Genomic DNA, 26,479 nt, shown 5'->3' on the forward strand with positions numbered 1-26,479 from the left:
ATGGCGCGTTTCTTTATTGATCGGCCGATTTTTGCCTGGGTGATTGCCATTGTGATCATGCTCGCGGGCGCGCTGTCGATCACCCAATTGCCCCTTGAACAGTACCCGGACATTGCACCGCCCACCGTGAAAATCGCCGCCACCTACACCGGCGCATCGGCCAAAACGGTCGAGGACTCGGTGACACAGGTGATCGAGCAGCAAATGACCGGTATCGACAAGCTGACCTATATGTCGGCCTCCAGCAGTTCGGCGGGCAGCGCCAGTATCAACCTCACCTTTGAGGCCGGCACGGATCCCGACGTGGCGCAGATGCAGGTGCAAAACAAGCTCCAGCAAGTGGAATCGCGCCTGCCCAGCTCGGTGCAGAGCGAAGGCCTGACCGTGACCAAGGGCGGCTCGGATTTCTTGATGATTGCCGCGCTGGCCTCGGATAACCCGAGCGTGACCGGCACGCAGATTGGCGATTACATCTCCAGCACCTTGCTCGACTCCATCAGCCGCATCGACGGCGTCGGTGAAGTCAAAGCCATGGGCTCGGGCTACGCCATGCGCATCTGGCTGGACCCGGCGCTGCTGCAAAAATATTCCCTTATGCCTTCTGACGTGACCACCGCCCTGGAGGCGCAAAACACCGAAGTGTCGGCCGGGCAATTGGGCGCCTTGCCCGCCGTGGCCAGCCAGCAACTCAATGCCACCATCACCGCGCGCAGCAAGCTGCAAACCGCCGAAGAATTTCGCAATGTGGTGGTCAAGTCCAACAGCGCCGGTGCCGTGGTGTTGCTCGGCGAAGTGGCCACGGTGGAGCTGGGCAGTGACAGCTATGACGTCAACTCGGCCCTTAATGGCAAACCGTCCGCCGCCATGGGCGTGCAACTGGCCACCGGCGCCAATGCGCTGGAAGTCGGTGAGGCGGTCAAGGCCAAGCTCGCCGAACTGGAACCGTACTACCCGAGCGAAATGCAGCTCAAAAACGTGATCGCCTACGACACCACGCCGTTTGTCAGCCTGTCCATCGAAGAAGTGGTCAAGTCCCTGGGCGAGGCCATCGTGCTGGTGGTGCTGATCATGTTCCTGTTCCTGCAGAATTTTCGCGCCACGCTGATCCCCGCCATCACCGTGCCGGTGGTGCTGCTGGGCACCTTTGGCGTGCTGGCGATGTTTGGTTACTCGATCAACACCCTGACCATGTTTGCCATGGTATTGGCCATTGGCTTGCTAGTGGATGACGCCATTGTGGTGGTGGAAAACGTCGAGCGGGTGATGAGCGAGAAGGGTTTGTCGCCGCTGGAAGCGACGCGCCAGTCGATGGATGAAATCACCAGCGCCTTGATCGGCATCGCTCTGGTGCTGAGCGCGGTGTTTATTCCTATGGCGTTTTTCAGCGGTTCGACCGGGATTATCTACCGCCAGTTTTCGGTGACGATTGTGTCGGCGATGGTGCTCTCGGTGCTGGTGGCCATGACCTTGACCCCGGCCCTGTGTGCGACCTTGCTCAAGCCGGTTGACGGTAAGGGCCACGGCCCGCAGAGCGGATTCTTCGGCTGGTTCAACCGTACCTTTGAGCGCGGCGCCCAGGCGTATCAACGGGTAGTCGGCAAGATTTTGCAACGCAGTGGCCGCAGCCTGATAGTGTACGTGTTGGTAGTTGCCGCGATGGCGGTGGGTTACACCAAACTGCCCACCTCGTTCCTGCCCGATGAAGATCAGGGCATCCTCATGGCGCAGATGCAATTGCCGGTAGGCGCCACCGATGACCGCACCCAGGCGGTGCTCAAACAGTTCGAGAGCTACATTCTGCAACAGCCGGAAGTCGAGGCCATGATCAGTATTTCCGGCATGGGTATGGGCGGCAACAGTCAGAACTCGGCGCGGGCGTTTATCCGTCTCAAGGACTGGAGCGAGCGCACCGGCGCCGGGCAGGATTCAGCGTCGATCGCGCAGCGCGCCACGCAGGCGCTGTCGAGCATCGGCGATGCCGATGTGTTTGTCATGCAGCCGCCAGCCGTGCGCGGATTGGGGCAAAGCTCGGGGTTTGATTTGCAACTCAAGGACGTCGCCGGGCTGGGCCATGAAGCGCTGGTGGCGGCGCGTGAGCAACTGATCGAGCTGGCCAGACAGGACCCGCGCCTGCAAGGCGTACGCAGCAACGGTCTGGACGACACGCCGCAGCTCAAGGTGACGATTGATGACCGCAAAGCCGGGGCGCTGAGCCTGACCACCAGCGATATCAACACCACGTTATCCACGGCGTTGGGCGGCAGTTACGTCAATGACTTCCTCAATCAGGGCCGGGTGAAAAAGGTCTATGTGCAGGGGCAGGCGTCGTCGCGGATGCAGGCTGACGACCTTGATCACTGGTTTGTGCGCAACAGCAATGACGAAATGGTGCCGTTCTCCTCGTTCGCCAGCAGCTCATGGACCTCGGGTTCGCCGCTGCTGGAGCGCTACAACGGCAGTTCGTCGCTGGAAGTGGTGGGTGATCCGGCACCGGGCGTGAGTTCCGGGGTGGCGATGGACGCTGTGGAGTCGATCATCAAGCAACTGCCTGAAGGCATCAGCTACGAATGGACGGGGCAGTCCTATCAACTGCGCCTGTCCGGCTCGCAAGCGCCGTTGCTGTATGCGATTTCGGTGCTGTTTGTGTTCCTGTGCCTGGCGGCGCTGTACGAGAGCTGGTCGGTGCCGTTTTCGGTGATGCTGGTGGTGCCATTGGGCGTGGTGGGCGCGGTGCTCGCCACTCGCTTCAGCGGCTTGAGCAATGACGTGTACTTTCAGGTGGGGCTGTTGACCACCGTGGGGCTGGCGGCGAAAAACGCCATTCTGATCGTCGAGTTCGCCAAGCATCTGCAAGAGCAGGGCAACAGTTTGATCGACGCCACGCTGATCGCGGTACGGCAACGTCTGCGGCCGATTTTGATGACCTCGCTGGCCTTTATGTTTGGCGTGTTGCCGCTGGCCATGAGTTCCGGTGCAGGTTCGGCCGGGCGTCAAGCCATCGGCACCGGCGTGCTGGGCGGCATGTTCAGCGCCACGGTGCTGGGGATCTTCTTTGTGCCGCTGTTCTTCGTGTTGATTCGCCGCCGTTTCAGCCGCGTGTCGACCCCCACCACTGACCGTACAGGTGAAGCATGAGTCGCTTTCGTTGGCCGCTGCTGGCCGTTTTCGCACTGCTGGGCGGCTGCATCAATCTGGCGCCTGAGTACGAGCGCCCGCAAGCCCCGGTGGCCGAACAATGGCTGCCGGGCACCGCTACGCCCAAAGGGCAGGTGGCGGCGGACATTCAATGGCAGCAGTTTTTCACCGATCCGCGTCTGGCGCAGTTGCAGACCCTGGCCTTGGCCAATAACCGCGACCTGCGGGTGGCCAGCCTGAATATCGAAAAAGCGCAGGCGCAATACCGTATTCAGCGTGCCGCCTCGTTTCCGGGGATCGACGCCAGCGTCAGTGGCAGTTCCAGTCGGGCCAACAGCAGCACCAGCCACAGCTACAGTGCCGAACTGGGGTTGAGCAGCTACGAAGTGGACGTGTTCGGGCGAGTCAAAAACCTTCAGGACGAAGCGCTGCAATCCTATCTGGCGCTGACCGAAACCCGGCGCAGCACTCAGATCAGCATGGTCGCCGAAGTGGGCACCGCGTGGCTGACGTTGGCGGCGGACAACGAGCGCCTGAAATTGGCACAAGAGACGCTGACCAGCCAGCAGTCCACCTACGAACTGACCCAGCGCAGCCATGGTTTGGGTGGTTCATCGGGGCTGGCAGTCTCTGAGGCGCAAACCACCGTGGAATCGGCGCGGGTCGATGTGGCCGAATACGCCAGTCAGGTGCTGCAAGATCAGAATGCGTTGCGTCTGCTGGTGGGCAGCGACATCCCGGCCAGCCTGCTGCCGGGCGACAGCCTGGAATCGGCGGCGATGCTGGTGCAAGTGCCAGCCGAGTTGCCGTCCACCTTGTTGCAGCGTCGCCCGGACGTACTGGCCGCTGAACATACCTTGATGTCCGCCAACATCGACATTGGCGCGGCGCGGGCGGCGTTCTTCCCCAGCATCACCCTGACCGCCGGTGCCGGGTCAGCCAGCACCAGCCTGTCGAGCCTGTTCAAGGCCGGCAGCGGCGCGTGGAGCTTTGCGCCGAGTATCAGCCTGCCGATCTTCGACGCCGGCAGTAATCGGGCTACGCTGGACTCAGCCAAAGTGGAGCGCGAGATACAGGCGCAGACCTACCAGCTGACCTTGCAGACTGCGTTCAAGGAAGTGGCCGATGCACTGGCGGTGCGCAGCACCCTGGACCAGCGCCTGAGCGCCCAGCAAGCGCTGACCGAGGCCAGTCGCAAAAGCTACGAGTTGTCGGATGCACTGTACCGCAGTGGTTCGCAAAGCTTTCTTGAAGCACTGGTTTCCCAGCGTTCGCTGTACAGCGCCGAACAAGACCTGATCACCCTGCGACTGGCCGAACAAAGCAACCGCGTGACGTTATACAAAGTGCTGGGCGGTGGCTGGAACTGAGCGCAGGTTTACCCCGGATTTTTCATTGAAAAGGAGCTGTCATGATCGCCCTCCAAACCCTGCGCCGGCTATTTCTCGGCAGCACAGTGCTTCTCCTGCAACTGCCGAACCTGGCCCATGCCGAAACGCCCATCGCCGCGCTGCCCGTGGTCAAACCCGCCATCAGCTGCGCGGCCCTGACCCGGGTTGATCTGCAGGCAATCGGCGGCAAGGGCAGCCAGGTGGTGTCGGCCAGCGAAACCACCAGCAATGGGGTTACCGCCTGTGAAGTGCAAGGCACGCTGGCGCCGAGCATCGGTTTCAAGGTCATGCTGCCAACCCACACCTGGACCCAGCGTTATCTGCAAGTGGGTTGCGGCGGCCTGTGCGGGCGGATTTCATTGCAGGTGGGCGCGGCCGAAGGCTGTGCCCCCCTGAACAGCGGCGGCTTTGTGCTGGCAGCAACCGATATGGGTCACGAGGGCATGGACAACAGTTGGGGCAACGATGCACAAAAACGTGCTGATTTCGCCCATCGCGGCGTCCACCTGACGGCATTGGCCGCCAAGCAACTGATTGGCGCCTATTACGGCCAGCAACCTGCGTACGCTTATTTTACCGGCTGCTCCGATGGCGGGCGCGAAGCCCTGATCGAAGCCCAGCGCTATCCCGACGATTTCAACGGCATCATTGCCGGGGCGCCGGCATTGAATTTTCTGGTGCAGAATTCGATTTATCATGCCTGGCAGGCCCGCGCCAATCAGGACGGGGAGGGCAAGGCGATTCTTGTCGCCTCGCGCCTGCCGATCCTGCACCAGGCTGTGCTGCAGCAGTGCGACGCGCTGGACGGGCAGGTCGATGGTCTGATCAGCGACCCGCGAGCCTGCCGCTTTGATCCAGCAACCGTGCAGTGCAAGGCCTCTGCGACGGACACATCGGACTGTCTGAGCGCCAGGGAGGTGGATGCGGCCCGAAGCCTTTATGACGGCCCGCGTGACCCGGCTACCGGTGAACGCCTGACCATTGCCGGGCCACAGCCGGGTTCCGAACTGGCCTGGGCCGGGGTGTTTGTGCCGGACAGCGTCGATCAGCCGATCAACAGTGAAAAGATGGCCCTGGATGTCTTGCGCAATCTGGCCTTCGAGCGCAATCCGGGAGCAGATTACAGCCTGGCGGACGTGAAGTTTGATCGCAGCACCCTGGATCAATTGCGCGCCCTGCACCCACTGTATGACGCCACCAACCCGGATCTGTCGGCATTCGCAGACCGCGGCGGCAAGCTGATCCTGTGGCACGGTTGGGCCGATCAGCATATCTCGCCCCTGAACACCATCGCCTACCACCAGGCGGTGCAGGTGCAGATGGGCAAGTCGAAGGCCGAGTCCTTCGAGCGGCTTTACCTGCTGCCAGGGGTTTACCACTGTGGTGGCGGTGAAGGCCCGAGCCTGCTGGACCTGCTGACACCCATGATGTCATGGGTCGAAAAGGGTCAGGCCCCCGCTGCCATTGTGACCTTGCAGGCCAGCAGCAAACAGGCCGCTGCCAGCGAGTTTGGCGCACCGACCAATCTTCCGGGCCGGGCTGCTGCGGACCAAAAACCGTCAATGATGGCGCCCCGGTCTGTCGCCCAGGACCCTGCCAACGACGGGCGTACACGCCTGGTGTTTCCGTACCCGGATGTGGCGGTGTATGACGGCAAGGGCGATGTTAAATCGGCCGACAGTTATGTGCGCAGCCCAAACGCGGTGGATGAAAAAACCCCGCAGTGGCTGGGCTCGGACTTTTTCACGCCCTATGCACCGCTGCAACGCTGAGGTCTTCAGCCCTCGGCACTGCGCGCCAGGCTCTGGATGACCTGGGTGAGGATTTCATCCGATAATGGCACATCACTGCGTCGCGCCTGGCGATACTCGCTGGGGGTACTGCCCGCGTATTGCTTGAATGCGCGGGCGAAGTAGGAGGGGTCCTTGAAGCCGACTTCATAGCCGATACTGGTAATGGGCATCTGGCTGTTGTCGAGCAGGTCCTTGGCGCTGTCCATGCGCTTGCCCAGTATGTAGTCCATAAAGCCCAGCCCGTAGACTTCCTTGAACAGGCGGCTAAAGCGAAAGGTGGTCATCCCGCAGCGCTTGGCCAGGTCTTTCTGGTCAATGCTTTCGCAGTAATGCTGATCGATGTACTGCAGCACATTGTGCAGTGCGTTGTGCTTTTGATGGTCGGTGGTCAGGCGGATGCTGTCGGGCAGAGCAGGACCATGTTCGATCGGCAATGCCTTGTTGTTCCCGGCGGCGCTTCTCAATGTACACAGTTGCTCAAGGGCGTTGAGGTAACGGTTGATCTCGGCCGCACTCAAGGGCAGCACCACGTATTCCCAGACTCGCGAACGCATGGCCCAGATCGCAAGCTCTTCGGAGTGCTGCACGGTAAACATGGTGATCGGGATAGAGGGCGACTTGAGTTTGATTTCCTGCAACAGGCTGAGCCCCGCCAGGTCGGGGCAGTCAAAATGCATGCAGATCATGTCTGGCACCGGTTCGCGGTGTTTGTTGGCCCAGGCCCGGGGGGTGTCCAGCAGGCAGTGGCAGGCGGAACGAAAGGGCAGCATGAGGGCTTCAGTGGATTGATTGCGGGTAAGGTCGAACCATAGGAGATGAGGTTGTTTGACAGCTTCAGATTTCATTCACCTAATCCTTTCTTGTGCAGAGCGCTGTCGGGTTGATAGGTCGAATCAATATGTACGCGCACTTTCAAGTTGGTTTTTAATTGGATCCGATCAGGGTGTTTGCCTATCTAATTAGTGCAAAAAAATCCTGCTGTTCGACAATAAACTCCTAACCGCTCCTTCCACCGATGGCTAGCCTTCAATCAGGCGGTGCATTTAGTAATCGCTTTGGGCAAGCCACTCGAGTGAGGTGAACAAAATGAACTTGCAAACCATTAAAACTTCCGTCCAGGCCTTTATTAAGGATGAGAACGGCCTGACCATTGTTGAATACGCCGTGGCCGGTGGCTTGATAACCCTGGGGGCGGTTGCGGCATTCGTCACCCTGGGTGGCAACGTCAAGGACGCCATTACCAGCCTGGGGTGTGCGGTCAAGGGTACTACCTGCTGATGCACGGGCAATGATCACTGGGGCATGGCTCCTTTGCAGTTGCTGGCTGCCGGTTTGCAGCGCCAATGATACCAACCCGTACATAAGTATCGCTGTTGCTGTGAGGTTGTGAAGATTAAATCCTGCTATGAAACCCCCGGCTTAGTCTGTTGCGCTATACGTCCCCTCTAGCCCAGCACCCTTAAGCCGGTTTTTTTGTGCCTGATTAGTTGTAGTACGGATTGCATATAAAGAGTCTGTTAGTGGCAGTTACCTGCTCTTGAATAGGTGGGGTTTAACTGTTTCTGGGTAATGTCAATAAAGTCCTAGCAGTCAGCAAAAATCTCCTAACCCTCAAATAACCCTCTGGCTAAGATCCAATCAAGCAGCGCAAATAGCCCTGCTTCTTGATATCAAACATTGAGTGAGGTGGACGAAATGAGCCTGCAATCAATCAAGACTTCCGTAGTGAAGTTTATCAACGACGAAGATGGCCTGACCATTGTGGAATATGCAGTGGCAGGCGGGCTGATAACTCTGGGCGCTGTCGCCGCGTTTATCACCCTGGGCGGCAATGTGAAAACAGCAATCACCAGTCTGGGATGTGCTGTCAAGGGCACTGTCTGCTAACACGATGTCTCCTGTTGAGGGTGCAGCCATGAGCGAGTTACTGATTGCTCCTGTCGTATTGCTTTTAGGGCTGCTGGGAGTTGCGGTGGTGAGCGATCTTCGCAGTCACCGCATTCCCAACCTTCTTGTTTTGCTGGGGCTGGTACTGGGCCTGGTCGGCCAGACCTGGGCCGCAGGCTTTATCGGGTTGGGGCATTCACTGCTGGGCATGCTGATCGGTTTCGGAATTTTCCTGCCCATGTACGCCGTTGGCGGGATGGCCGCCGGAGACGTCAAGCTAATGGCCATGGCCGGCGCATTTTTAACCCCCCATGACGCCCTCTGGGCTGCGTTTTTCAGCCTGATTGCAGGTGGGGTATGCGGGTTATTGATCGTCCTGGTGCAGGGCCAGGCCCTGCAAACCCTGGGCCGCTACTGGTTGATGCTCAGGGCACGCGCCTACTTCCCCCCCCACGCTGCTGAAGTGGCCGGCAAACCTTTCCCTTATTCGGTCGCCGTTTTGCTCGGCACCTTGGCCAGCGTCTTTTGGCTGACCTTGGGCCACTAGTTCAGGAGAACACCATGTACGCCATCAGCAGCAACCGTGTTTCTCTCGATGAGCGCGAAGCGGTACAACTACTGGCTCCACAACCACGGACCATCCTTGAAACCGGATTGGCAGACAATTTTCTCGGTGATCTGGTGTGCAAGCATTTATACGATGCGGGTGTGCTGGACATGGTGCAGCTGGTGGCGCGACTGGCGCTTACCGGTGCGGTAATGGAAGAAATCCTCACGTTCCTGCGCAAGGACCGTCGCGTCGAAGTACTGGGCCAGGCAGGGGGGCAGGCCATGCGCTACGGCTTGACCGAGCGCGGCCGCAACAGTGCCCGCGATGCCCTGGCCCGCAGTGGCTACATAGGTGCAGCGCCTTACCCGGTGAGTGCCTACCGCTCGCTGCTGAAGTTGCAGACCATTCACCACGGGCGTATCAGCGCCCATGACATGCACCACTGTTTCGGTTCGATGGTGCTGGCGCAAAGCATGCTCGATCAACTGGGTGTTGCCTTGAATTCCGGGCGCGCCATCATGATTTACGGGCCTGCGGGTACCGGCAAGACCTATGTCAGCAGTCGGCTGATCCGCTTGTTTGCCGAAGCGATCTGGGTGCCTCATGCCATCGCCATCAATGAATCGGTGATCGAGATCTTTGACCCTCAGGTACACAAGCGCCTGGGCGATGACGAACATCAAAACGGCTTGATGCTCAACGAGGGCATAGACCGCCGCTTGCTGTGCTGCGAACGGCCGATCGTGATCACCGGTGGTGAGTTGACGATGGAACAACTGGATGTGCGTTATGACCCTTATGCCCGTCAGTACCAGGCACCGTTGCAACTCAAGGCCAGTAACGGCCTGCTGATCATCGACGATCTGGGGCGTCAGCGCATGACCCCGGGCGAGTTGTTGAACCGCTGGATTGTGCCCATGGAAGAGAGGCGAGACTTCCTCAACCTGGGGGGCGGGCGCCACTGCGAACTGCCGTTTGACCTGATCCTGGTGTTCTCCACCAACCTCAATCCGCTGGAGCTGGCTGACGAAGCATTTTTGCGGCGCATTGGCTACAAGCTGCAATTTGGCTACCTCAAGCCTGGCGAATACGAACGCATCTGGATTCAAGAGACGCAGCGCCTGGGTATCCCCTATGACCCGCTGTTGCTCAGTTTCGTGCTGCACGACCTGTATGGCGCCGAAAACATGCCCCTGGTGCCATGTCATCCCCGGGATCTGTTGAATATGGCGTGCGATCGCCAGCGTTATCTGGAGGGGGCGGGGCCACTGACTACTCAGGAGCTTGAGTGGGCGTGGCGCAACTATTTCGTCCAACTCGATTTTCTTGGCTAAGGAGTTACCGTCATGAACTCGCGCACGCTGACTTTGATTGTCCTGTCCGTGATCCTCGGGCTGGGGGCTACATGGATGGCCAATAACTGGCTCACGGCACGGCTGAACACCAGCCCTGACGATAACCAGCAAAACGTGGTGATTGCCACGGTGGAAATCGCTTTCGGGCAGATGATCGAGCCCCAGCAAGTGACGGTGGTGCGCATGCCCAGGGATGCAGCCCCCGAAGACGCCTTCGACACCACTGAAAAAGTGGTCGGCAAGATCGCCACCTTCTCCCTGCTGCGCGGCGACATTCTGCGGGGGGCACGGTTGGCCGAGCATATGGGTGGCAGCACCCTGGCCTCGCTGATCGAACCCAGCAAACGGGCCATCTCGGTGCGGGTGGATGACGTGGTTGGCGTCGGCGGCTTCCTGCTGCCGGGTAATCGGGTCGACGTGCTGGCAACCCGGCAGGTTGGTAGCGAAGGTAATGCCGAGTCGAAGACCATTCTCCAGGACCTGCGGGTACTGGCTGTTGACCAGACCGCCAGCACTGACAAGACCCAACCGGTGGTGGTGCGTGCGGTAACCCTGGAGATGACCCCCGCCCAGGCCGAAGTGCTGGTCAAGGGCATGAGCGCTGGCAAGGTGCAACTGGCCTTGCGCAACCCTCTGGATAACAACAAGACACCCATTGCGGCTGAGCCCGTTGCCATGGCGGCGCCGGTACTGCCGACCGTGATGGCCAAGCCGGTGGCTCGCCGTCGTGCACCGGCCAATGACGGTGGCGTGATTGTCATCCGCGGTGTCGCGGCCACGGTAGAAAAAGCGATGTAGAGGGTCGGGCAGCGGCAGCGCAACACTATCAAGGTGAACCATCATGAACGCGCGTATCCAACAGCCCCACACCGCGCTTCCCCGGCAACAGCGCGGCGCCATGCTGGTCCTGGTGGTGATTGCCATGGCTTCGCTCCTGTTGATGGGCGCCCTGGCCCTGGACGGCAGCCATATGCTGCTGAACAAGACCCGGTTGCAAAACGCCGTGGATGCGGCGGCGTTGAGCGGGGCCAAGACGCTCAGCATGGTAGTGGGGGCGACCGGCTCGGCCAGCCTGACGCAAACAGCGGCCCTCAATACCCTGAGCCTCAATGCCAATGCGACGGGCAACGAGGAATTGGGCAGGGCCATCACGGCCAACCCGTCAGGCTTTGCCTCGGTGGAACTGGCCACCAGTGTCTACGGGCCGTTTTCTTTCCCGGGGCCGACCAATGCGACCTTTGTTCGGGTCACGGTGAACAACTATCCCCTGAGCAGTTTTTTCTGGGGCGTATTCCAGGCGCTGGACAACGGTAACGCCACCGGCAAGGCCGTCGCGGCGGTGGCCACTGCCGGGCCCAGCCCGAGCAGCGGCCCCTGTGATCTGACGCCGCTGCTGGTGTGCGGCAACCCTGCGCAGAACAATCCGGCTGCGGGGATGTTCTGGGGTTTCACGTTCGGTGATCTGCAGGTACTGAAAACTGCCGCCAACAACAATTCGCCCATCGGTCCGGGCAATTTTCAGCTGCTGGATTTCGGTTCGGGCGGCAAGACGGTCAGGGAAGCGTTGGCGGGGGGGATCGACCAGTGCAATATCGTCGGTGCAACTGCCCAGACCAAGCCGGGCAACACCGTGGGCCCGGCTTCCCAGGGCCTCAATACGCGCTTTAACGAATACAAGGGTGGCCTCAGTGCTTCTGACTATCCGCCGGACCTGGTGGTTACCGTCAATCCCAAGTCATTTACCTACGCCGGGTCGCCTGCGCCGATTCTGTATGACGGCAATACGGTCACGTCCAGCAGCGGCAACCTGTCCACCAGCAGCGGTGCCCTGTACGACTACAACAACTGGAAGCAGGACGAGGCAGCTTGTGTGGGCGGCGGCGCCGGTTGCCAGGGCAATGGTGTATTTGAACGACGGATCCTGAAAATCGTGATCGGCGATTGCTCGGGCAAGAACGACGGAGCCTCGGCGATTCCGGTGCTGGGCTTTGGCTGCTATTTCGTGATGCAGCCAGCCGCTCAGCAGGGTAATGAAGCGCAAATCTTCGGCCAGTTCGTCAGCGTGTGCGAAGGCGACAACGTACCGGGTCCCAACCCTGCGGCCAACGCCGGGCCACAGGTGATCCAGCTGTACAAAACCTATATCGACAACAACCAGACGCCGAGCACCGACTCCTAGGAGGTCTCATGAGACGCTGTGGATTCAGGTCGTCCCGCGCCCAGCGGGGCCTGGCGATGGTCGAACTGGCGCTGACCCTGCCGCTGCTGGTGTTGCTGATGCTGGCCTTCGCCGAGTTCGGCCGCATGCTGTTCCAGTACAACAGCCTGCAGCAGGCCAGCCGTGATGCCGGGCGTTATGTGGCCAGCCAGGCGTGGAACGCCACCCTGGGCACGCTGGACCTGAACGCGGCGCTGGTCACCAAGACCAAGAACGTTGCCGTTTATGGCCTGCCGGCCAACCCCAACGGTTACCCGGCGGCGGCACCAGGCCTGACCACCGGTGATGTCACGGTGAGTGCGGTGGGCACCAACCATGTACGGGTCAGCATTGCCTACACCTTTGTCCCGGCGCTCGGCAGCGCCATTCCTGCGCTGTATGGCAGCAGCGTGCCACTGGGCCTGCTGTTGACTTCAACGGTCGTAATGAGGGCCTTGTGATGAACCGCAAACGCATGGGTGGCGTGTATATCGTCGAGTTCGCCATCACCGCTCTGGTGCTCTTCACCCTGCTGTTTGGCGCACTGGAAATGGGCCGGCTGTACTTCACCGTCAATGTGCTGAGCGAGTCGGTGCGTCGCGGCGCGCGGCTGGCAGCGGTGTGCAATATCCAGGACCCGGTCATCCTGCGTCGTGCCATGTTCAACACGGCGGGCAATGCCGGGCCAAGCAGCCTGATCGCCAGCCTGACCAGTGCCAATCTGAACCTGATCTATCTGGACGCCAACGGTGCAGTGGTCTCCAGCCCCAATGATCTGGTGGGGGCCGGCGGTTTTGCCGCCATTCGTTATGTGCAACTGCAGGTGACCAACTTCAGTTTCAATCTGTTGATCCCCGGCTTCAGGGGGGTCTTCATTCTGCCCACGTTCAGGTCGACCGTGCCTCGTGAGAGTCTTGGTCGCCAGCCTGATCCGGCGGTTACACCGGGGATTACGCCATGTTAAGTGTCCGAGAAGTGACGGCGGCTACGTCATCAGACCGCCAGGGAATGCGCCTGTTGATCAGCGGTCGTGATGCCGCGGCCTTGAATCATCTCAAGGCCTTGAGCCAGGGCATAGCCCACTTGCAGGTGAGTACGCGGCTGGTGAGCAATGGCCACACTGACCCGCTCTACGGCCTGGAACAGCAGCCTGATTTTCTGCTGTTGCGCGTCAGTCATTTATGGCGCGAGGAACTGGCGGCGTTGTTGCAGCATCCGCTCAAGGAGCGTCCGCCACTGCTGGTGTGCGGGTCGCTGGATGAGCATGAAGGCATGCGTATGGCCATGCAGGCCGGGGCCCGTGACTTTTTGCCGGAGCCAGTGTCGGCCGAGGACTTGCAGTCGGCGCTGGAGCGCATGCAGCTGGAGCAGCACAGCGAGTATGGGAGCAAGGGCAAACTGGTGTCGGTGATGAATGCCAAGGGCGGTTCGGGTGCCTCGATGCTGGCTTGCAATCTGGCTCATCAATTAAGTGTGCAGGGCGGCAGAACCCTGCTGCTGGATCTGGACCTGCAATTCGGCAGCCTGGCTCACAGTCTGGATGTGTTGCCCACCCACAGCCATACCGATGTGCTGCAACAGATCGATACCCTGGACAGCGTGGCGCTGCGGGGTTTCTGCAGTCATTTCAGCCCCAGTCTGCATGTGCTGGGCGGCCGCACCGATGAGCTGTGCCTGTCGCAGGAAATTCGTCTGGAGCAACTGGACAGTTTGCTGAAACTGGCGCGCAGCACCTATGACTGGGTCGTGGTGGATTTGCCGCGGCATATTGATCACCTCACCGGCATCACCCTGGAACAGTCGGACCGGGTCTATATCGTGCTGCAGCAAAGCTTGAGCCATCTGCAGGACGCCAACCGCCTGGTGCGCATTCTGCGCGACGACCTGGGCGTGCAGGGCAATCGTCTGCATGTGGTGCTTAACCGCTTTGACAAGGCGTCGCCCTTTAAACCCAAGGACATCAGCGAAGCATTGCGCTGCGCGGAACTGCAAAAGTTGCCCAATGACTATGCGGTGGTCAGTGAAAGCCAGAATACCGGGGTGCCCCTGGAGCTGCATGCTCCCCGTGCCAGCATCACCTTGAGCCTGCGTGAGCTGAGCCAGAGCCTGATCGGCATCGAGGCCACTGAAGCAGGTTTGCTCAAACGTACTTTCAGCCGTCTGTTCGGAGGATAAGCCATGCTCAGCGACTTTCGTAATCGTCTGCGTCAGCAAGCCGGCAAGCTGGCCTCCGCAGAAGTGGTGGCACTGCCTGTCGAGGGCGCCGATTGCACCAGTGTATTGATGGCCTGGGAAGCCAGCGTGCCGGATGTGGTGTATGAAACCCGCACCAAGCTCAGCTCCATGGAGGCCGAGTGGCGGGAGAAGATTTACCAGCAGTTGCTCAAGGTCATGGACCTGTCCTTGCTCGACACCCTGGAGCTGGCCGATGCAGGGCGCCAGATTCGCGAGATCAGTCAGCGCCTGCTGGATGAATACTCGGCACCGGTCAGTGCCAGCAGCCGTCAGTTGATCATCAAGCAGATTACCGACGAGGTGCTGGGCCTCGGGCCGCTGGAGCCGCTGCTGGGTGACAGCAGCGTATCGGACATTCTGGTCAATGGTTTTGACTCGGTGTACGTCGAGCGCTTCGGTAAATTGCAGAGAACCGATGTGCGCTTTCGCGACGATCATCATCTGCTCAATATCATCGACCGTATTGTCTCCAGCCTCGGGCGGCGTATCGATGAGTCCTCGCCCCTGGTGGATGCACGGCTCAAGGACGGCTCGCGGGTCAACGCGATCATCCCGCCGCTGGCCATCGACGGGCCGAGCATGTCGATCCGCCGCTTCGCCGTAGACCTGCTCAATACCCAGAGCCTGGTGCAGATGGGCACCCTGACCCCGGCCATTGCCCTGATGCTCAAGGCCATCGTGCGCGGGCGGCTCAATGTGCTGATCTCCGGCGGCACCGGCAGCGGCAAGACCACCATGCTCAATGTGCTCTCCAGCTTTATCCCGCACAACGAGCGCATCGTCACCATTGAAGACTCCGCCGAGCTGCAATTGCAGCAGCCCCATGTGGTGCGCCTGGAAACCCGGCCCTCGAATATCGAGGGGCGTGGCGAGGTGGGTCAGCGTGAACTGGTGCGCAACAGCCTGCGTATGCGCCCTGACCGGATCGTGATCGGTGAGGTGCGTGGCGCCGAGGCGCTGGATATGTTGACGGCCATGAACACCGGCCACGACGGGTCGCTGACCACTATTCACGCCAATACGGCCCGCGACGCGCTGGGGCGGATCGAAAACATGGTGTCGATGAGCGGCGCCACCTTTCCGATCAAGGCCATGCGTCAGCAAATTGCCTCGGCCATCGGCGTGGTCATCCAGCTGGAGCGTCAGGAGGATGGTACCCGGCGCCTGGTCAGCGTGCAGGAAATCAACGGCATGGAAGGCGACATCATTACCATGACCGAGATCTTCGCCTTTGTACGCAGCGGCATGGGCGAAAAAGGGGAAGTGCTGGGCGAGTTCCGCTCAACCGGCATGGTGCCGGCATTTCGTGATGTGCTGGCCAAACGGGGTATTGAGCTGCCGCTCAGCCTGTTCCGGCCGGAATGGATGGAGGGGCAGTCATGAATCAGGTTCCTGGCGAATTTATCCTGGCGTTCCTGGGCATGGTGTTCACTGCCATGTTCCTGCTCAGTCAGGGTTTGACCATTCCGGTGTTCGGTGAGGCCAACCAGGTGCGCAAGCGCATTCGCGGGCGCCTGAACCTGCTGGAGCGGGCGAGTAACCTGCCCAATATGCAGTCGATCCTGCGCCAGAAATACCTGCGGCGTCTGCCACCCCTTGAGGCCCGCCTTGAGCAGTTGCCGATGATGGAAACCCTGGCGCAGATGATCGAGCAGGCCGGCCATGAATACAGGGCCTACCGCGTGTTGCTGCTGGGGCTGGTGCTGGCTACGGCGGTGGGGCTGGTGCTGTGGTCGTTGTTGCAGCTGTGGTGGGTGGCGTTGCCGGCGGCGTTTGTCTGCTTCTGGCTACCCATCTGGAAGATTTCCCACGATCGCATCAAGCGTTTTGCCCAGTTTGAAGAGGGTTTGCCCGATGCGCTGGATGCCATGTGCCGGGCTTTGCGCGCCGGGCATCCGTTTAACGAAACCCTGCAACTGGTTGCCGAAGAGCATCACGGGCCGGTGGCTTACGAGTTCGGCCTGGCCTTTGCCGATATCAACTATGGCAATGATGTGCGCCGGGCCATGCTCGGCCTGCTGGAACGGGTGCCCAGCATGACGGTGATGATGCTGGTGACCACGGTGCTGATCCACCGCGAAACCGGCGGCAACCTGACCGAGGTGTTGACCCGCTTGAGCAGCCTGATCCGCGGGCGCTTTCGCTTCCATCGCAAGGTCAAGACGCTCTCGGCTGAAGGGCGGATGTCCGGCTGGATTCTGGTGTCGATGCCCTTTGTGCTGGCGTTGGCCATCCTGATTTCCAGCCCGACTTATATGCCCCTGCTGTTCAAGGAGCCCATGGGCCAGAAGCTGATCATGGGGGCTTTTGTGGCCATGATCATCGGGATTTTCTGGATTCGCAAAATCATCCGGATTCAGGTTTGAACACGGCTCGCCCTGGAGGGTGACATGAACTATTTACTCGAACTGATCAACCGGATGGTGGGTAACGAGCAACTGACCCGCATGCTGTTTGCCGGGCTTATCGGCCTGAGTGTGGTGTTGGTGGTGGTCACCCTGGCGGTGCTGGTCAAGGGCCTGCAAAGCCCGGTACAGCGGCGCTTGATGTTGATCAAGCGCGGGCATGGTGTCGACCACCGGGCGCCGCCGAGCAATCTGCAAATGATGCTGGAGCAGGTCGGGCAGCGTTTCAGCTCCGGTGAGACCCGGGGGGCATCGGCCACCCGGACCCTGCTGATCCATGCCGGTTATCGCTCGCCGTCTGCGGTGCAGGTGTACTGGGCGATTCGTCTGCTGCTGCCACTGCTGCTGATGGGTATTGCGCTTCTGGCATTGCCGTTTATTCCCAACATGTCGCTGCTGCTGGGGGGCGGCATCCTGGCAGTAGCGCTCGGGGTGGGCTGGTTGATACCGGCGATCTATGTCAGCTCACGCAAGAAGTCGCGCATGTCGCGGTTGCTCATTGCCTTCCCGGATGCCCTCGACCTTATGGTGGTGTGTGTGGAATCGGGCCTGGCCTTGCCCCAGGCTATTGAACGGGTGGCCGAGGAAATGGCCGTCAGCCAGCCTGACCTGGCCATGGAACTGGCGCTGGTCAACGCCGAGGTGCGTGCCGGGGTGCCCAGTACTGAGGCGCTCAAGCACCTGGCCGAGCGTACCGGGCTGGAAGATATTCGCGGGCTGGTGAGCTTGCTGGCACAAAGCATTCGCTTTGGTACCAGTGTGGGTACGACCCTGCGGATTTATGCTGAAGAGTTTCGCGATCGGCGCACCCAGTTGGCTGAAGAAAAGGCCGCCAAAGTCGGTACCAAGCTGGTGTTTCCACTGATCTTCTGCCTGTGGCCGAGCTTTTTCCTGGTGGCCATCGGGCCTGCGATCATCAGTGTGTTCAAGGTGTTCGGCAAGATTTGAGTGCACAGGACGAATGCGTGTTGCTGTGGTCTATGCTCTTGTTCCCACCGGTTTGCCGGTGTTCGCACAAACAGGAGGTTGACCATGAGCAAGAAGATTTTGGTGGTACTGACCAGCGTCGAGAAATACCCGAACCTTGATCGCGCCACAGGCTTATGGCTGGGCGAAGCCGTGCATTTTGTGCACAAGGTCGAGGCCGCAGGCTATGCCGTCGACTACGTCAGCCCGCAAGGTGGGTACACGCCGATCGACCCCCACAGCCTTGCCGCCGACATGGCGTCGCCGATTGACTGGCAGTGGTACCACAACAAGGCGTTTATGAACCGGCTTGGGGCGACGCTGACGCCGGATCAGGTCAACCCGGATGACTATATCGCCATTTATTACGCGGGCGGCCATGGTGTGATCTGGGATTTTCCTGACAACGAGAAACTGCAAGCGCTCAGCCGTCATATCTATGAGCACGGCGGGGTGGTTTCGTCGGTGTGTCATGGCGCTGTGGGTTTACTGAATATCAAGCTGAGTAATGGTGAACTGCTGGTCAAGGGCAAGAAAGTCACTGGTTTTTCCAATGAAGAGGAAGACCTGGCCGGATTAAGCCAGCATGTGCCGTACCTGACCGAAACCGAGCTGGTGAAGCGCGGTGCCTTGTATCAAAAGGCCGGCACCCCATGGGCACCGTTTGCCATCGCAGACGGACGGCTGATTACCGGGCAAAACCCGGCATCGGGCGGGCCGGTGGCCGAGCTGGTACTGGCGGCGATTCAGTAAAATCCCCCGTTCTAAAGCCGATGCAGGCCCCTCAGCCTGCATCTACCTGCCTGATACCCACATTAAACTTTTGAATCCCAAGGATATTCTGTAGCCTTGTCGCGCTTCAGTGCTTGTCCGTGCCTGATACATACATTCTCCCAGCGGGGCTTGCCGGCCCGGAGCTGGTGGTACACTCGACTTTCGCGCAACAGCGCTTGCAGGTCTTGCGAACATGACGCAAATTTCTGAACGACTTCTGGTTCAAGCCCACCTTGATGCCAAGCAGCCCAAGCCGTTGACTGAGGCTCAAGCCCTCAGCCTGCGGGCGCAAATCGCGGCTGAACTTAAAGCCCGCGACGCGGTGCTGGTGGCGCACTTTTATTGTGATCCGGTGATTCAGGCCCTGGCCGAAGAAACTGGCGGCTGTGTCTCTGACTCCCTGGAGATGGCCCGCTTTGGTGCGGCTCACCCGGCCAAGACCATTCTGGTGGCCGGTGTGCGCTTTATGGGCGAAACCGCAAAAATCCTCACCCCTGAAAAACGCGTGCTGATGCCGACGCTGGAGGCCACCTGCTCGCTGGACCTGGGCTGCCCGGTGGAAGAGTTCTCCGCGTTTTGCGACAAGCACCCCGAGCGCACGGTGGTGGTGTATGCCAACACGTCGGCGGCGGTCAAGGCCCGGGCGGACTGGGTGGTGACCTCAAGCTGCGCGCTGGAAATCGTCGAAAGCCTGATGGATAACGGCGAAACCATTATCTGGGGGCCGGACAAGCATCTGGGCCGTTATATCCAGCGCCAGACCGGTGCCGACATGCTGCTGTGGGACGGTGCCTGCATCGTTCACGAAGAGTTCAAGTCCAAGCAGCTGGAAGACATGAAGGCGCTGTACCCGGATGCAGCGATTCTGGTGCACCCGGAGTCGCCAGAGTCGGTGATCGATCTGGCCGATGCCGTGGGCTCTACCAGTCAGTTGATTGCTGCGGCGCAGAACCTGCCCAACAAGACCTTTATCGTGGCCACCGATCGCGGCATTTTCTACAAGATGCAGCAGTTGTGCCCGGACAAGGTGTTTATCGAAGCCCCGACCGCGGGTAACGGTGCGGCGTGCCGCAGTTGCGCACACTGTCCGTGGATGGCGATGAATACCCTGGAGCGCACGCTGGAATGCTTGCAGCAGGGCAGCAACGAAATCTTTGTCGACCCGGCACTGGTGCCCCATGCCATTCGCCCGCTCAAGCGCATGCTGGATTTCACCCAGGCGGCGCGGTTGAAGCTGGCGGGGAATGCCTGATTAGCAAACCCGCTCCCACAGGAACTGAGCCAGTCAGGCTCAGTTCATCATTTCCTTGAGCGCCCGTTCCTGATCCATCAATTCCCGCTTGCGCGCATCCAGGCGTGCCGACAGCTGAAAGTTGTTGGTCAGCTTCTGGGCGAAATCCAGCTGCTGGATGGCCTGGCGGTAATCCCCCACCAATGCGAAGTACTCCGCACGGGCCTGGTGCAGGCCGATGATATTGCCTGACAAACCTCGGGTCTCGGCAACCGAATACCAGACATCCGGGTCGTCGGGGCGGCTCTTGAGCAGCGCCTCAAGGGCCTTGTCGGCTTCCTTGGGATTATTCTGCTTGAGCAGCAAATCAACCCGGGCCTGATTGAGCGGGTAATTGCCCGGGTACAGGGTGCGCATCCGGTCGATACGTTGCTGGGCTTCGCTCAGGCGGTTGCTGTCCATGTCCAGCTCGATCTGTGCCAGGTTATAGGTGATGTCGTTGGGCGCCTTTTCCAGCAGTGGCTTGAGGGTCTCGCGGGCTTCGTTGAACTGGCTGCCTTTTATATAGGCAATCGCCAGGCCATAACGGGCTACGTTATTTTTCGGGTTTTCATCCAGTTGCTGGCGAAAGCGTTTGGCGGCCAGCCCCGGGGTTTCTTCGTAATTGAGTTGCACCCGGGCGCGGATCAACTGATAGCGCAGGCTGTCTTCAGTGCCGCCTGGCCGGGCCTGTTCCGCGCGGTTGCGGGTATCGGCGATACGCGACTCGGTGACCGGGTGAGTCAGCAAAAATTCCGGCGGCCTGCCATCAAAACGGTACTGGCGCATCAGGCGCTCAAACATGGTGGGCATGGAGCGCGGGTCGTAACCGGCTTTCTCCAGGTTAAGAATGCCGATGCGGTCAGCTTCCTGCTCGTTCTGACGCGAGAAGCGTCGCTGCTCTTGCAGGGCCGCAGCCTGGGTGCCGGCAATCGCAGCGATGCCGGCATCTCCTGCGCCAGAGGCTGCAACGATGATCCCGGCGAGTAGCGCTGCCATCATCGGCAGTTGCATGCGCTGCTGGGCTTCCACGCCACGGGCAAAGTGGCGTTGGGACAAGTGGGCCAGTTCGTGGGCCATTACCGAGGCATATTCACCTTCGGTCTGGGCATTGAGGAACAGGCCGCCGTTAACCCCGATGATGCCGCCGGGTGCGGCGAAGGCGTTGAGTTGCGGGCTGTTGATCAGGATGAATTCCAGGCGGCGGTCCTGCACCTGGCTGGTTTCGACCAGTTTGTAGACACTGGTCTCGACGTAGTCCTTGAGCTGCGGGTCGTTGAGTTGTGACACCTGGCCGCGCAACATGCCCAGCCAGGCGCGGCCCAGTTGGTACTCTTGCTGTGGCGAGACAATGGACGAACTGGCGTCACCCAGAGACGGTAAATCGTCGGCGAAACTCGGTGATGCGAGCAGGCAAGCGAGCGTCAACAGGGTAGGGCGCAGAAAAGTCATGCACAAGGCTCTGGTCGGTAAAGCGCTTACTGTAGCTGGACACTTGGCTGGCGACCAGTGGCGGGGTTGCTTGGGGTATTCTAGCCCGCATAAAAAAAGCCCTCTGTGGAGACGTATGCAATGACTGATGTGCTGGCCCATGATGCCGAACTGGATGCTGCCGGGCTCAATTGCCCGCTGCCACTGCTCAAGGCCAAGATGGCGCTTAACAAAATGGGCAGTGGCCAGACCCTCAAGGTGATTGCCACCGATGCCGGCTCACAACGGGACATTCGTACCTTCGCGCGCCTGGCAGGCCATGAGTTGCTGCGTGAAGAAGTAGATGCTGGCACTTATCGCTACTGGTTACGCAAGGCCTGACCCTTGCTTGACCTCGCTGTGGGAGCGAGCCTGCTCGCGAATGAATCGCTCCCGCAGAAGCGCTGCACTTTCTTTTAAGGAATATCGATGTTCAAGGTTTTACGTGGTTGGGTGCAGCGCTATTTCTCTGATGAAGAAGCGGTGGTGCTGGCGGTGTTGCTGGTGTTGGCTTTCACCGCCGTACTGACATTGGGCGGCATGCTGGCGCCGGTGCTGGCGGGCATGGTGCTGGCGTATTTGATGCAGGGCCTGGTGGTTGCACTGGAACGCATGCGGGTGCCGGCCGCGGCGGCAGTCGGGCTGGTGTTTGCGCTGTTTATGGGGCTGTTGCTGGTGTTTCTGGTGGTGGTAGTGCCTTTGCTCTGGCATCAGTTGATCACCCTGTTCAACGAACTGCCGGGCATGCTTGCCAAGTGGCAATCGTTGTTGCTGTTGCTGCCTGAGCGCTACCCTCACCTCGTATCGGATGAGCAGGTGTTACAGGCCATCGAAGTTGCACGGGGTGAAATCGGCAAGTTCGGGCAACTGGCACTGACCTTTTCGCTGTCCAGTTTGCCGCTGCTGGTCAACATCATGATTTATCTGGTGCTGGTACCGATCCTGGTGTTTTTCTTCCTCAAGGACCGCGCGGTGATTGGCCGTTGGGTGCGGGGTTATTTGCCCCGTGAACGGGCATTGATTACCCGCGTGGCCGAAGAAATGAACCGCCAGATTGCTAATTACATTCGCGGCAAGGTGATCGAGATCATCATTTGTGGCGGCGTGACCTATATCGCCTTTGTCACCATGGGCCTCAACTATGCGGCCTTGCTGGCGCTGCTAGTGGGGGTTTCGGTAGTGGTGCCCTATGTCGGGGCGGTGGTGGTGACGGTGCCGGTGCTGCTGATTGCGCTGTTCCAGTGGGGCTGGAGCGATCAGTTTATCTACCTGATGGCGGTCTACGGGATCATTCAGACCCTGGACGGCAATGTGCTGGTACCGCTGCTGTTCTCCGAGGCGGTGAGCCTGCACCCGGTGGCGATCATTTGTGCGGTGCTGTTGTTTGGCGGTTTATGGGGGTTCTGGGGGATATTCTTTGCGATCCCGCTGGCGACCTTGTTCAAGGCCGTGCTCGATGCCTGGCCGCGCGAGCAGCAAGTCGTATCACCGCTGTTGTAAATCACTGAACGCCAGAGATGAAAAAGCCCCGGCTCGTAAGAGTCGGGGCTTTTTCGTTACTGCATCAGCTTACGCTTGAATAACCGGGATATTGGCATTGGCGGCCGCTTCACGGAATTCGGCGATCTGATCAAAGCTCAGGTAGCGGTACACGTCCGCAGCCATGGTGTTGATCTCTGCCGCGTAGGCCATGTATTCCTCAACGGAAGGCAGGCGACCCAGGATCGAGGCAACCGACGCCAACTCGGCCGAAGCCAGGTAAACGTTCGCGCCGTCACCCAGACGGTTCGGGAAGTTACGGGTCGAAGTCGACACAACAGTCGAGTTCGGCTCTACACGTGCCTGGTTACCCATGCACAGCGAGCAGCCCGGCATTTCCATGCGCGCGCCAGCTTTGCCGTAAATACCGTAGTAGCCTTCTTCGGTCAGTTGGTGAGCGTCCATCTTGGTCGGCGGCGACAGCCACAGACGGGTTGGCAGCTGGCCTTTGACCTTGTCCAGCAACTTGCCCGCAGCGCGGAAGTGGCCGATGTTGGTCATGCACGAACCGATAAACACTTCGTCGATTTTCTCGCCAGCAACGCTGGACAGCAGACGGGCGTCATCCGGGTCGTTTGGCGCGCAGAGCACAGGCTCTTTGATGTCAGCCAGATCGATTTCGATAATGTGCGCGTATTCGGCGTCAGCATCGGCTTCCATCAGCTCAGGGTTGGCTACCCAGGCTTCCATCGCTTGAGCACGACGCTCGAGGGTACGTGCGTCGCCGTAACCTTCACCGATCATCCAGCGCAGCAGGGTGATGTTGGAATTCAGGTATTCGGTGATCGACTCTTTGGACAACTTGATGGTGCAACCGGCGGCCGAACGTTCTGCCGAAGCGTCGGACAGTTCGAAGGCTTGCTCGATGCTCAGGTTGTCCAGACCTTCGATTTCCAGGATACGACCCGAGAATTCGTTGATCTTGCCTTTCTTCTCTACCGTCAGCAGGCCTTTCTGGATAGCGACGTAAGGAATGGCGTGAACCAGGTCACGCAGGGTGATGCCCGGTTGCATTTCGCCCTTGAAGCGAACCAGAACCGATTCCGGCATATCCAATGGCATTACGCCAGTAGCTGCGGCGAACGCCACCAGACCCGAACCGGCCGGGAACGAAATGCCCATCGGGAAACGGGTGTGGGAGTCACCACCGGTACCGACGGTATCCGGCAGCAGCATGCGGTTCAGCCAGCTGTGGATGATGCCGTCGCCCGGACGCAGGGAAACACCGCCGCGGGTCATGATGAAGTCAGGCAGGGTGTGGTGGGTGGTCACGTCGATCGGCTTTGGATAAGCCGCGGTGTGGCAGAACGACTGCATCACCAGATCAGCGGAGAAGCCCAGGCACGCCAGGTCCTTCAGTTCGTCACGGGTCATAGGACCGGTGGTGTCCTGAGAACCTACGGTGGTCATCTTCGGTTCGCAGTAAGTGCCTGGACGAACGCCAGTCACGCCGCAAGCCTTGCCGACCATTTTCTGCGCCAGGGTGAAACCCTTGGTGCTTTCAACCGGTGCTTCAGGCTTCTTGAACAGGTCGGTAGGGCCCAGACCCAGCTCGGCGCGAGCCTTCTCGGTGAGGCCGCGGCCGATGATCAGCGGAATACGGCCGCCAGCGCGTACTTCGTCCAACAGAACCGGGGTTTTCAGTTCGAAAGTGGTGATGACTTCGTCAGTACCGTGCTTGCAGACTTTGCCTGCGTGCGGGTACAGGTCGATCACGTCGCCCATGTTGATGTTGGAAACATCAAATTCGATTGGCAGTGCGCCAGCATCTTCCATGGTGTTGTAGAAGATCGGAGCGATTTTGCTGCCGAAGCAGAAACCGCCGGCACGCTTGTTCGGTACATAAGGAACGTCGTCGCCGAAGAACCACAGTACGGAGTTGGTTGCCGACTTGCGCGACGAACCGGTACCGACTACGTCACCGACGTAAGCGATAGGGAAGCCCTGGCCGCGCATTTCTTCGATTTGCTTCATCGGGCCGATGGAGCCTTGCACGTCCGGCACGATACCGTCACGGGCCATTTTCAGCATGGCCAGGGCGTGCAGCGGGATGTCAGGGCGCGACCAGGCGTCCGGTGCCGGCGACAGGTCGTCGGTGTTGGTTTCGCCGGTTACCTTGAACACGCGCAGGCTGATTTTGTCAGCCAGGGTAGGGCGGTTCTTGAACCACTCGCCGTCAGCCCAGGACTGCACCACGGCTTTGGCGTGGGCATTGCCGTTCTTGGCTTTTTCTGCAACGTCGTGGAAGGCGTCAAACATCAGCAGGGTGTGCTTGAGTTGCTCGGCGGCAACTGGAGCCAGCTCCGCGTCGTCCAGCAGGTCAACCAGGGTCACGATGTTGTAGCCGCCCTGCATGGTGCCAAGCAGTTCAACAGCGCGTTTTTTGCTGATCAGCGGAGAGGTCGCTTCGCCTTTGGCAATCGCGGCCAGGAAGCCGGCTTTTACGTAAGCAGCTTCGTCAACACCCGGCGGAATGCGGTTGGTGATCAGGTCAACGAGGAATTCTTCTTCGCCGGCAGGCGGGTTTTTCAGCAGCTCAACCAGGCCTGCGGTTTGTTCGGCGTTAAGCGGCTGGGGAACGATACCCAGTGCTGCGCGCTCTTCGATATGTTTGCGGTAGGCTTCAAGCACAGTTATTACCCTCATCATTGGTCCCAAATGGGTGTCCGGGACGCTCATCCAGGAATGCCGAGCACTCATGCGCTGCGCGGCTTTATGAGCCGCTTGGCCAGAGTTTCAAGGATTCCCAACAGAAGCTGTTTTCAAAGTTTTACGCCTTCCGAACGGGGGAGATGATGAATGTCGGTGGGGGTATCTGCAGTGCAAACACCCTTCACCAACACCGTTCTTCGGGATCAACTGTGCTCGTGACGCTTTGAAAACAGCTTCTAACGGACATTGGCGCCTTAAAAGGCAGGCCGATTCTACGGTAAAAACTTGTTAAAGGTAAGTTAGGCCCTGAAGGTTGAGGGGTGATCTGCGTTAGACAAAGGGCTAACATGGCCACCTGTTTCGTTCTGCAGTGCTCTATTTCGCCATGTCCAATCAAACCATCAAGACCCCCTGCATAGGCCTTTGCTCAACGGTTTACGGCGACCTTGTGTGCCGTGGTTGCAAGCGTTTCCATCATGAAGTGATCAACTGGAACGGTTACAACGAGGAAGAAAAGCGTGCCGTGTGGCGTCGGCTCGAGCAGTTGTTGGTGCAGGTGATGGCCGGCAAGGTCGAAGTGTTCGACCGGGCCACGCTGCGTGACCAGCTGGTGGCGCGCAAAATCCGCTTTGTGCCTGCCCAGTCCGAGTATTGCTGGGCCTACCAGCTGATTGCCCGCGGGGCGCGGGTGATCAACCAGCTGGAGCTGTACGGCATGGTGCTGTTGCCGGAGTTTCGCGGCTGGCCGCTGACCGATCTGCGCGATGCCATTGATCGGGAATTTTTCCTCCTGTCCGAAGCGCATTATCAGCGCTATATCGCCCCGGGCTTTCTGAAGGATGCGTTTGGCGAGTAAGCGC

The 26,479-nt window shown here is 59.8% G+C and carries 23 protein-coding genes; 20 read left to right on the forward strand and 3 right to left on the reverse strand.

Features of this window, described 5'->3' with window-relative positions:
- From PPTH39_RS13880 to PPTH39_RS13890, 3 genes are read left to right on the forward strand one after another with little or no spacing between them, the layout of a single operon-like run.
- A complete protein-coding gene (locus PPTH39_RS13880) occupies positions 1-3,135 on the forward strand; it encodes an efflux RND transporter permease subunit (RefSeq protein WP_130872099.1) in 3,135 nt (1,044 codons plus the stop codon).
- Positions 3,132-4,505 (forward strand): efflux transporter outer membrane subunit, encoded by a 1,374-nt coding sequence (locus PPTH39_RS13885; RefSeq protein WP_130872100.1) that lies wholly within the window; start codon positions 3,132-3,134, stop codon positions 4,503-4,505. Before PPTH39_RS13880 ends, PPTH39_RS13885 begins: the two co-directional genes overlap by 4 nt.
- Positions 4,506-4,546: 41 nt before the next feature.
- Entirely contained in the window at positions 4,547-6,298 is a 1,752-nt protein-coding gene (locus PPTH39_RS13890; protein ID WP_130872101.1) for a tannase/feruloyl esterase family alpha/beta hydrolase, read from the forward strand.
- 5 nt (positions 6,299-6,303) lie between these two features.
- Here the strand turns inward: PPTH39_RS13890 and PPTH39_RS13895 are convergent, their stop codons facing one another.
- Positions 6,304-7,164, reverse strand: a complete 861-nt coding sequence (locus PPTH39_RS13895; protein WP_095001744.1) for a helix-turn-helix domain-containing protein — start codon at positions 7,162-7,164, stop codon at positions 6,304-6,306.
- A 241-nt stretch (positions 7,165-7,405) separates the two neighbouring features.
- On the opposite strand from PPTH39_RS13895, the gene PPTH39_RS13900 reads away from it, so the two are divergent.
- The 14 genes from PPTH39_RS13900 to nadA all read left to right on the forward strand — a co-directional run bounded on the left by PPTH39_RS13900 (position 7,406) and on the right by nadA (position 19,940).
- A complete protein-coding gene (locus PPTH39_RS13900; protein WP_095001743.1) occupies positions 7,406-7,597 on the forward strand; it encodes a Flp family type IVb pilin in 192 nt (63 codons plus the stop codon).
- A 417-nt stretch (positions 7,598-8,014) separates the two neighbouring features.
- Positions 8,015-8,206 carry a Flp family type IVb pilin gene (locus PPTH39_RS13905; protein ID WP_016782274.1) on the forward strand — a complete coding sequence of 64 codons (192 nt, stop codon included), beginning with the start codon at positions 8,015-8,017 and terminating at the stop codon, positions 8,204-8,206.
- A gap of 28 nt (positions 8,207-8,234) precedes the next feature.
- A complete protein-coding gene (locus PPTH39_RS13910; RefSeq protein WP_095001742.1) occupies positions 8,235-8,753 on the forward strand; it encodes an A24 family peptidase in 519 nt (172 codons plus the stop codon).
- 14 nt (positions 8,754-8,767) lie between these two features.
- Complete coding sequence (locus PPTH39_RS13915; protein WP_095001741.1) at positions 8,768-10,090, forward strand: AAA family ATPase; 1,323 nt, start codon at positions 8,768-8,770, stop codon at positions 10,088-10,090.
- A 12-nt stretch (positions 10,091-10,102) separates the two neighbouring features.
- Positions 10,103-10,909 (forward strand): Flp pilus assembly protein CpaB, encoded by an 807-nt coding sequence (cpaB, locus tag PPTH39_RS13920; RefSeq protein WP_095020918.1) that lies wholly within the window; start codon positions 10,103-10,105, stop codon positions 10,907-10,909.
- 40 nt (positions 10,910-10,949) lie between these two features.
- Complete coding sequence (locus tag PPTH39_RS13925) at positions 10,950-12,290, forward strand: TadE/TadG family type IV pilus assembly protein (protein ID WP_232527648.1); 1,341 nt, start codon at positions 10,950-10,952, stop codon at positions 12,288-12,290.
- Positions 12,291-12,298: 8 nt separating this feature from the next.
- A complete protein-coding gene (locus tag PPTH39_RS13930; protein ID WP_095001738.1) occupies positions 12,299-12,769 on the forward strand; it encodes a TadE/TadG family type IV pilus assembly protein in 471 nt (156 codons plus the stop codon).
- A complete protein-coding gene (locus PPTH39_RS13935) occupies positions 12,769-13,272 on the forward strand; it encodes a TadE/TadG family type IV pilus assembly protein (protein ID WP_095001737.1) in 504 nt (167 codons plus the stop codon). Before PPTH39_RS13930 ends, PPTH39_RS13935 begins: the two co-directional genes overlap by 1 nt.
- A complete protein-coding gene (locus tag PPTH39_RS13940) occupies positions 13,266-14,483 on the forward strand; it encodes an AAA family ATPase (protein ID WP_095001736.1) in 1,218 nt (405 codons plus the stop codon). The genes PPTH39_RS13935 and PPTH39_RS13940 overlap by 7 nt, the downstream gene beginning before the upstream one ends.
- A gap of 3 nt (positions 14,484-14,486) precedes the next feature.
- Positions 14,487-15,926, forward strand: a complete 1,440-nt coding sequence (locus tag PPTH39_RS13945) for a CpaF family protein (protein ID WP_095001735.1) — start codon at positions 14,487-14,489, stop codon at positions 15,924-15,926.
- Complete coding sequence (locus PPTH39_RS13950; RefSeq protein WP_095001734.1) at positions 15,923-16,909, forward strand: type II secretion system F family protein; 987 nt, start codon at positions 15,923-15,925, stop codon at positions 16,907-16,909. The genes PPTH39_RS13945 and PPTH39_RS13950 overlap by 4 nt, the downstream gene beginning before the upstream one ends.
- Positions 16,910-16,933: 24 nt before the next feature.
- Complete coding sequence (locus tag PPTH39_RS13955; protein WP_095001733.1) at positions 16,934-17,896, forward strand: type II secretion system F family protein; 963 nt, start codon at positions 16,934-16,936, stop codon at positions 17,894-17,896.
- 84 nt (positions 17,897-17,980) lie between these two features.
- Positions 17,981-18,667 (forward strand): type 1 glutamine amidotransferase domain-containing protein, encoded by a 687-nt coding sequence (locus tag PPTH39_RS13960; RefSeq protein WP_095019328.1) that lies wholly within the window; start codon positions 17,981-17,983, stop codon positions 18,665-18,667.
- 214 nt (positions 18,668-18,881) lie between these two features.
- Entirely contained in the window at positions 18,882-19,940 is a 1,059-nt protein-coding gene (gene nadA / locus PPTH39_RS13965; protein WP_095001725.1) for a quinolinate synthase NadA, read from the forward strand.
- 39 nt (positions 19,941-19,979) lie between these two features.
- Here the strand turns inward: nadA and PPTH39_RS13970 are convergent, their stop codons facing one another.
- Complete coding sequence (locus PPTH39_RS13970) at positions 19,980-21,410, reverse strand: M48 family metalloprotease (protein WP_095001724.1); 1,431 nt, start codon at positions 21,408-21,410, stop codon at positions 19,980-19,982.
- A gap of 120 nt (positions 21,411-21,530) precedes the next feature.
- Between PPTH39_RS13970 and PPTH39_RS13975 the strand changes: the two genes are divergently transcribed.
- Positions 21,531-21,770: a sulfurtransferase TusA family protein gene (locus tag PPTH39_RS13975; protein ID WP_095001723.1), complete on the forward strand. Its 240-nt coding sequence runs from the start codon at positions 21,531-21,533 to the stop codon at positions 21,768-21,770.
- Between the two features lie 87 nt (positions 21,771-21,857).
- Positions 21,858-22,928 (forward strand): AI-2E family transporter, encoded by a 1,071-nt coding sequence (locus tag PPTH39_RS13980; protein ID WP_029611582.1) that lies wholly within the window; start codon positions 21,858-21,860, stop codon positions 22,926-22,928.
- Positions 22,929-22,997: 69 nt separating this feature from the next.
- Here PPTH39_RS13980 and acnB read toward each other — a convergent pair whose 3' ends face one another.
- Entirely contained in the window at positions 22,998-25,598 is a 2,601-nt protein-coding gene (acnB, locus tag PPTH39_RS13985) for a bifunctional aconitate hydratase 2/2-methylisocitrate dehydratase (RefSeq protein ID WP_095001721.1), read from the reverse strand.
- A gap of 406 nt (positions 25,599-26,004) precedes the next feature.
- Between acnB and PPTH39_RS13990 the strand changes: the two genes are divergently transcribed.
- On the forward strand, positions 26,005-26,475 hold the full coding sequence (locus PPTH39_RS13990) for a DUF1289 domain-containing protein (protein ID WP_095001720.1): 471 nt from the start codon (positions 26,005-26,007) through the stop codon (positions 26,473-26,475).
- Positions 26,476-26,479 lie beyond the last annotated feature (4 nt).

The sequence above is a fragment of the Pseudomonas bubulae genome, assembly GCF_900618535.1.
GTDB lineage: Bacteria > Pseudomonadota > Gammaproteobacteria > Pseudomonadales > Pseudomonadaceae > Aquipseudomonas > Aquipseudomonas bubulae.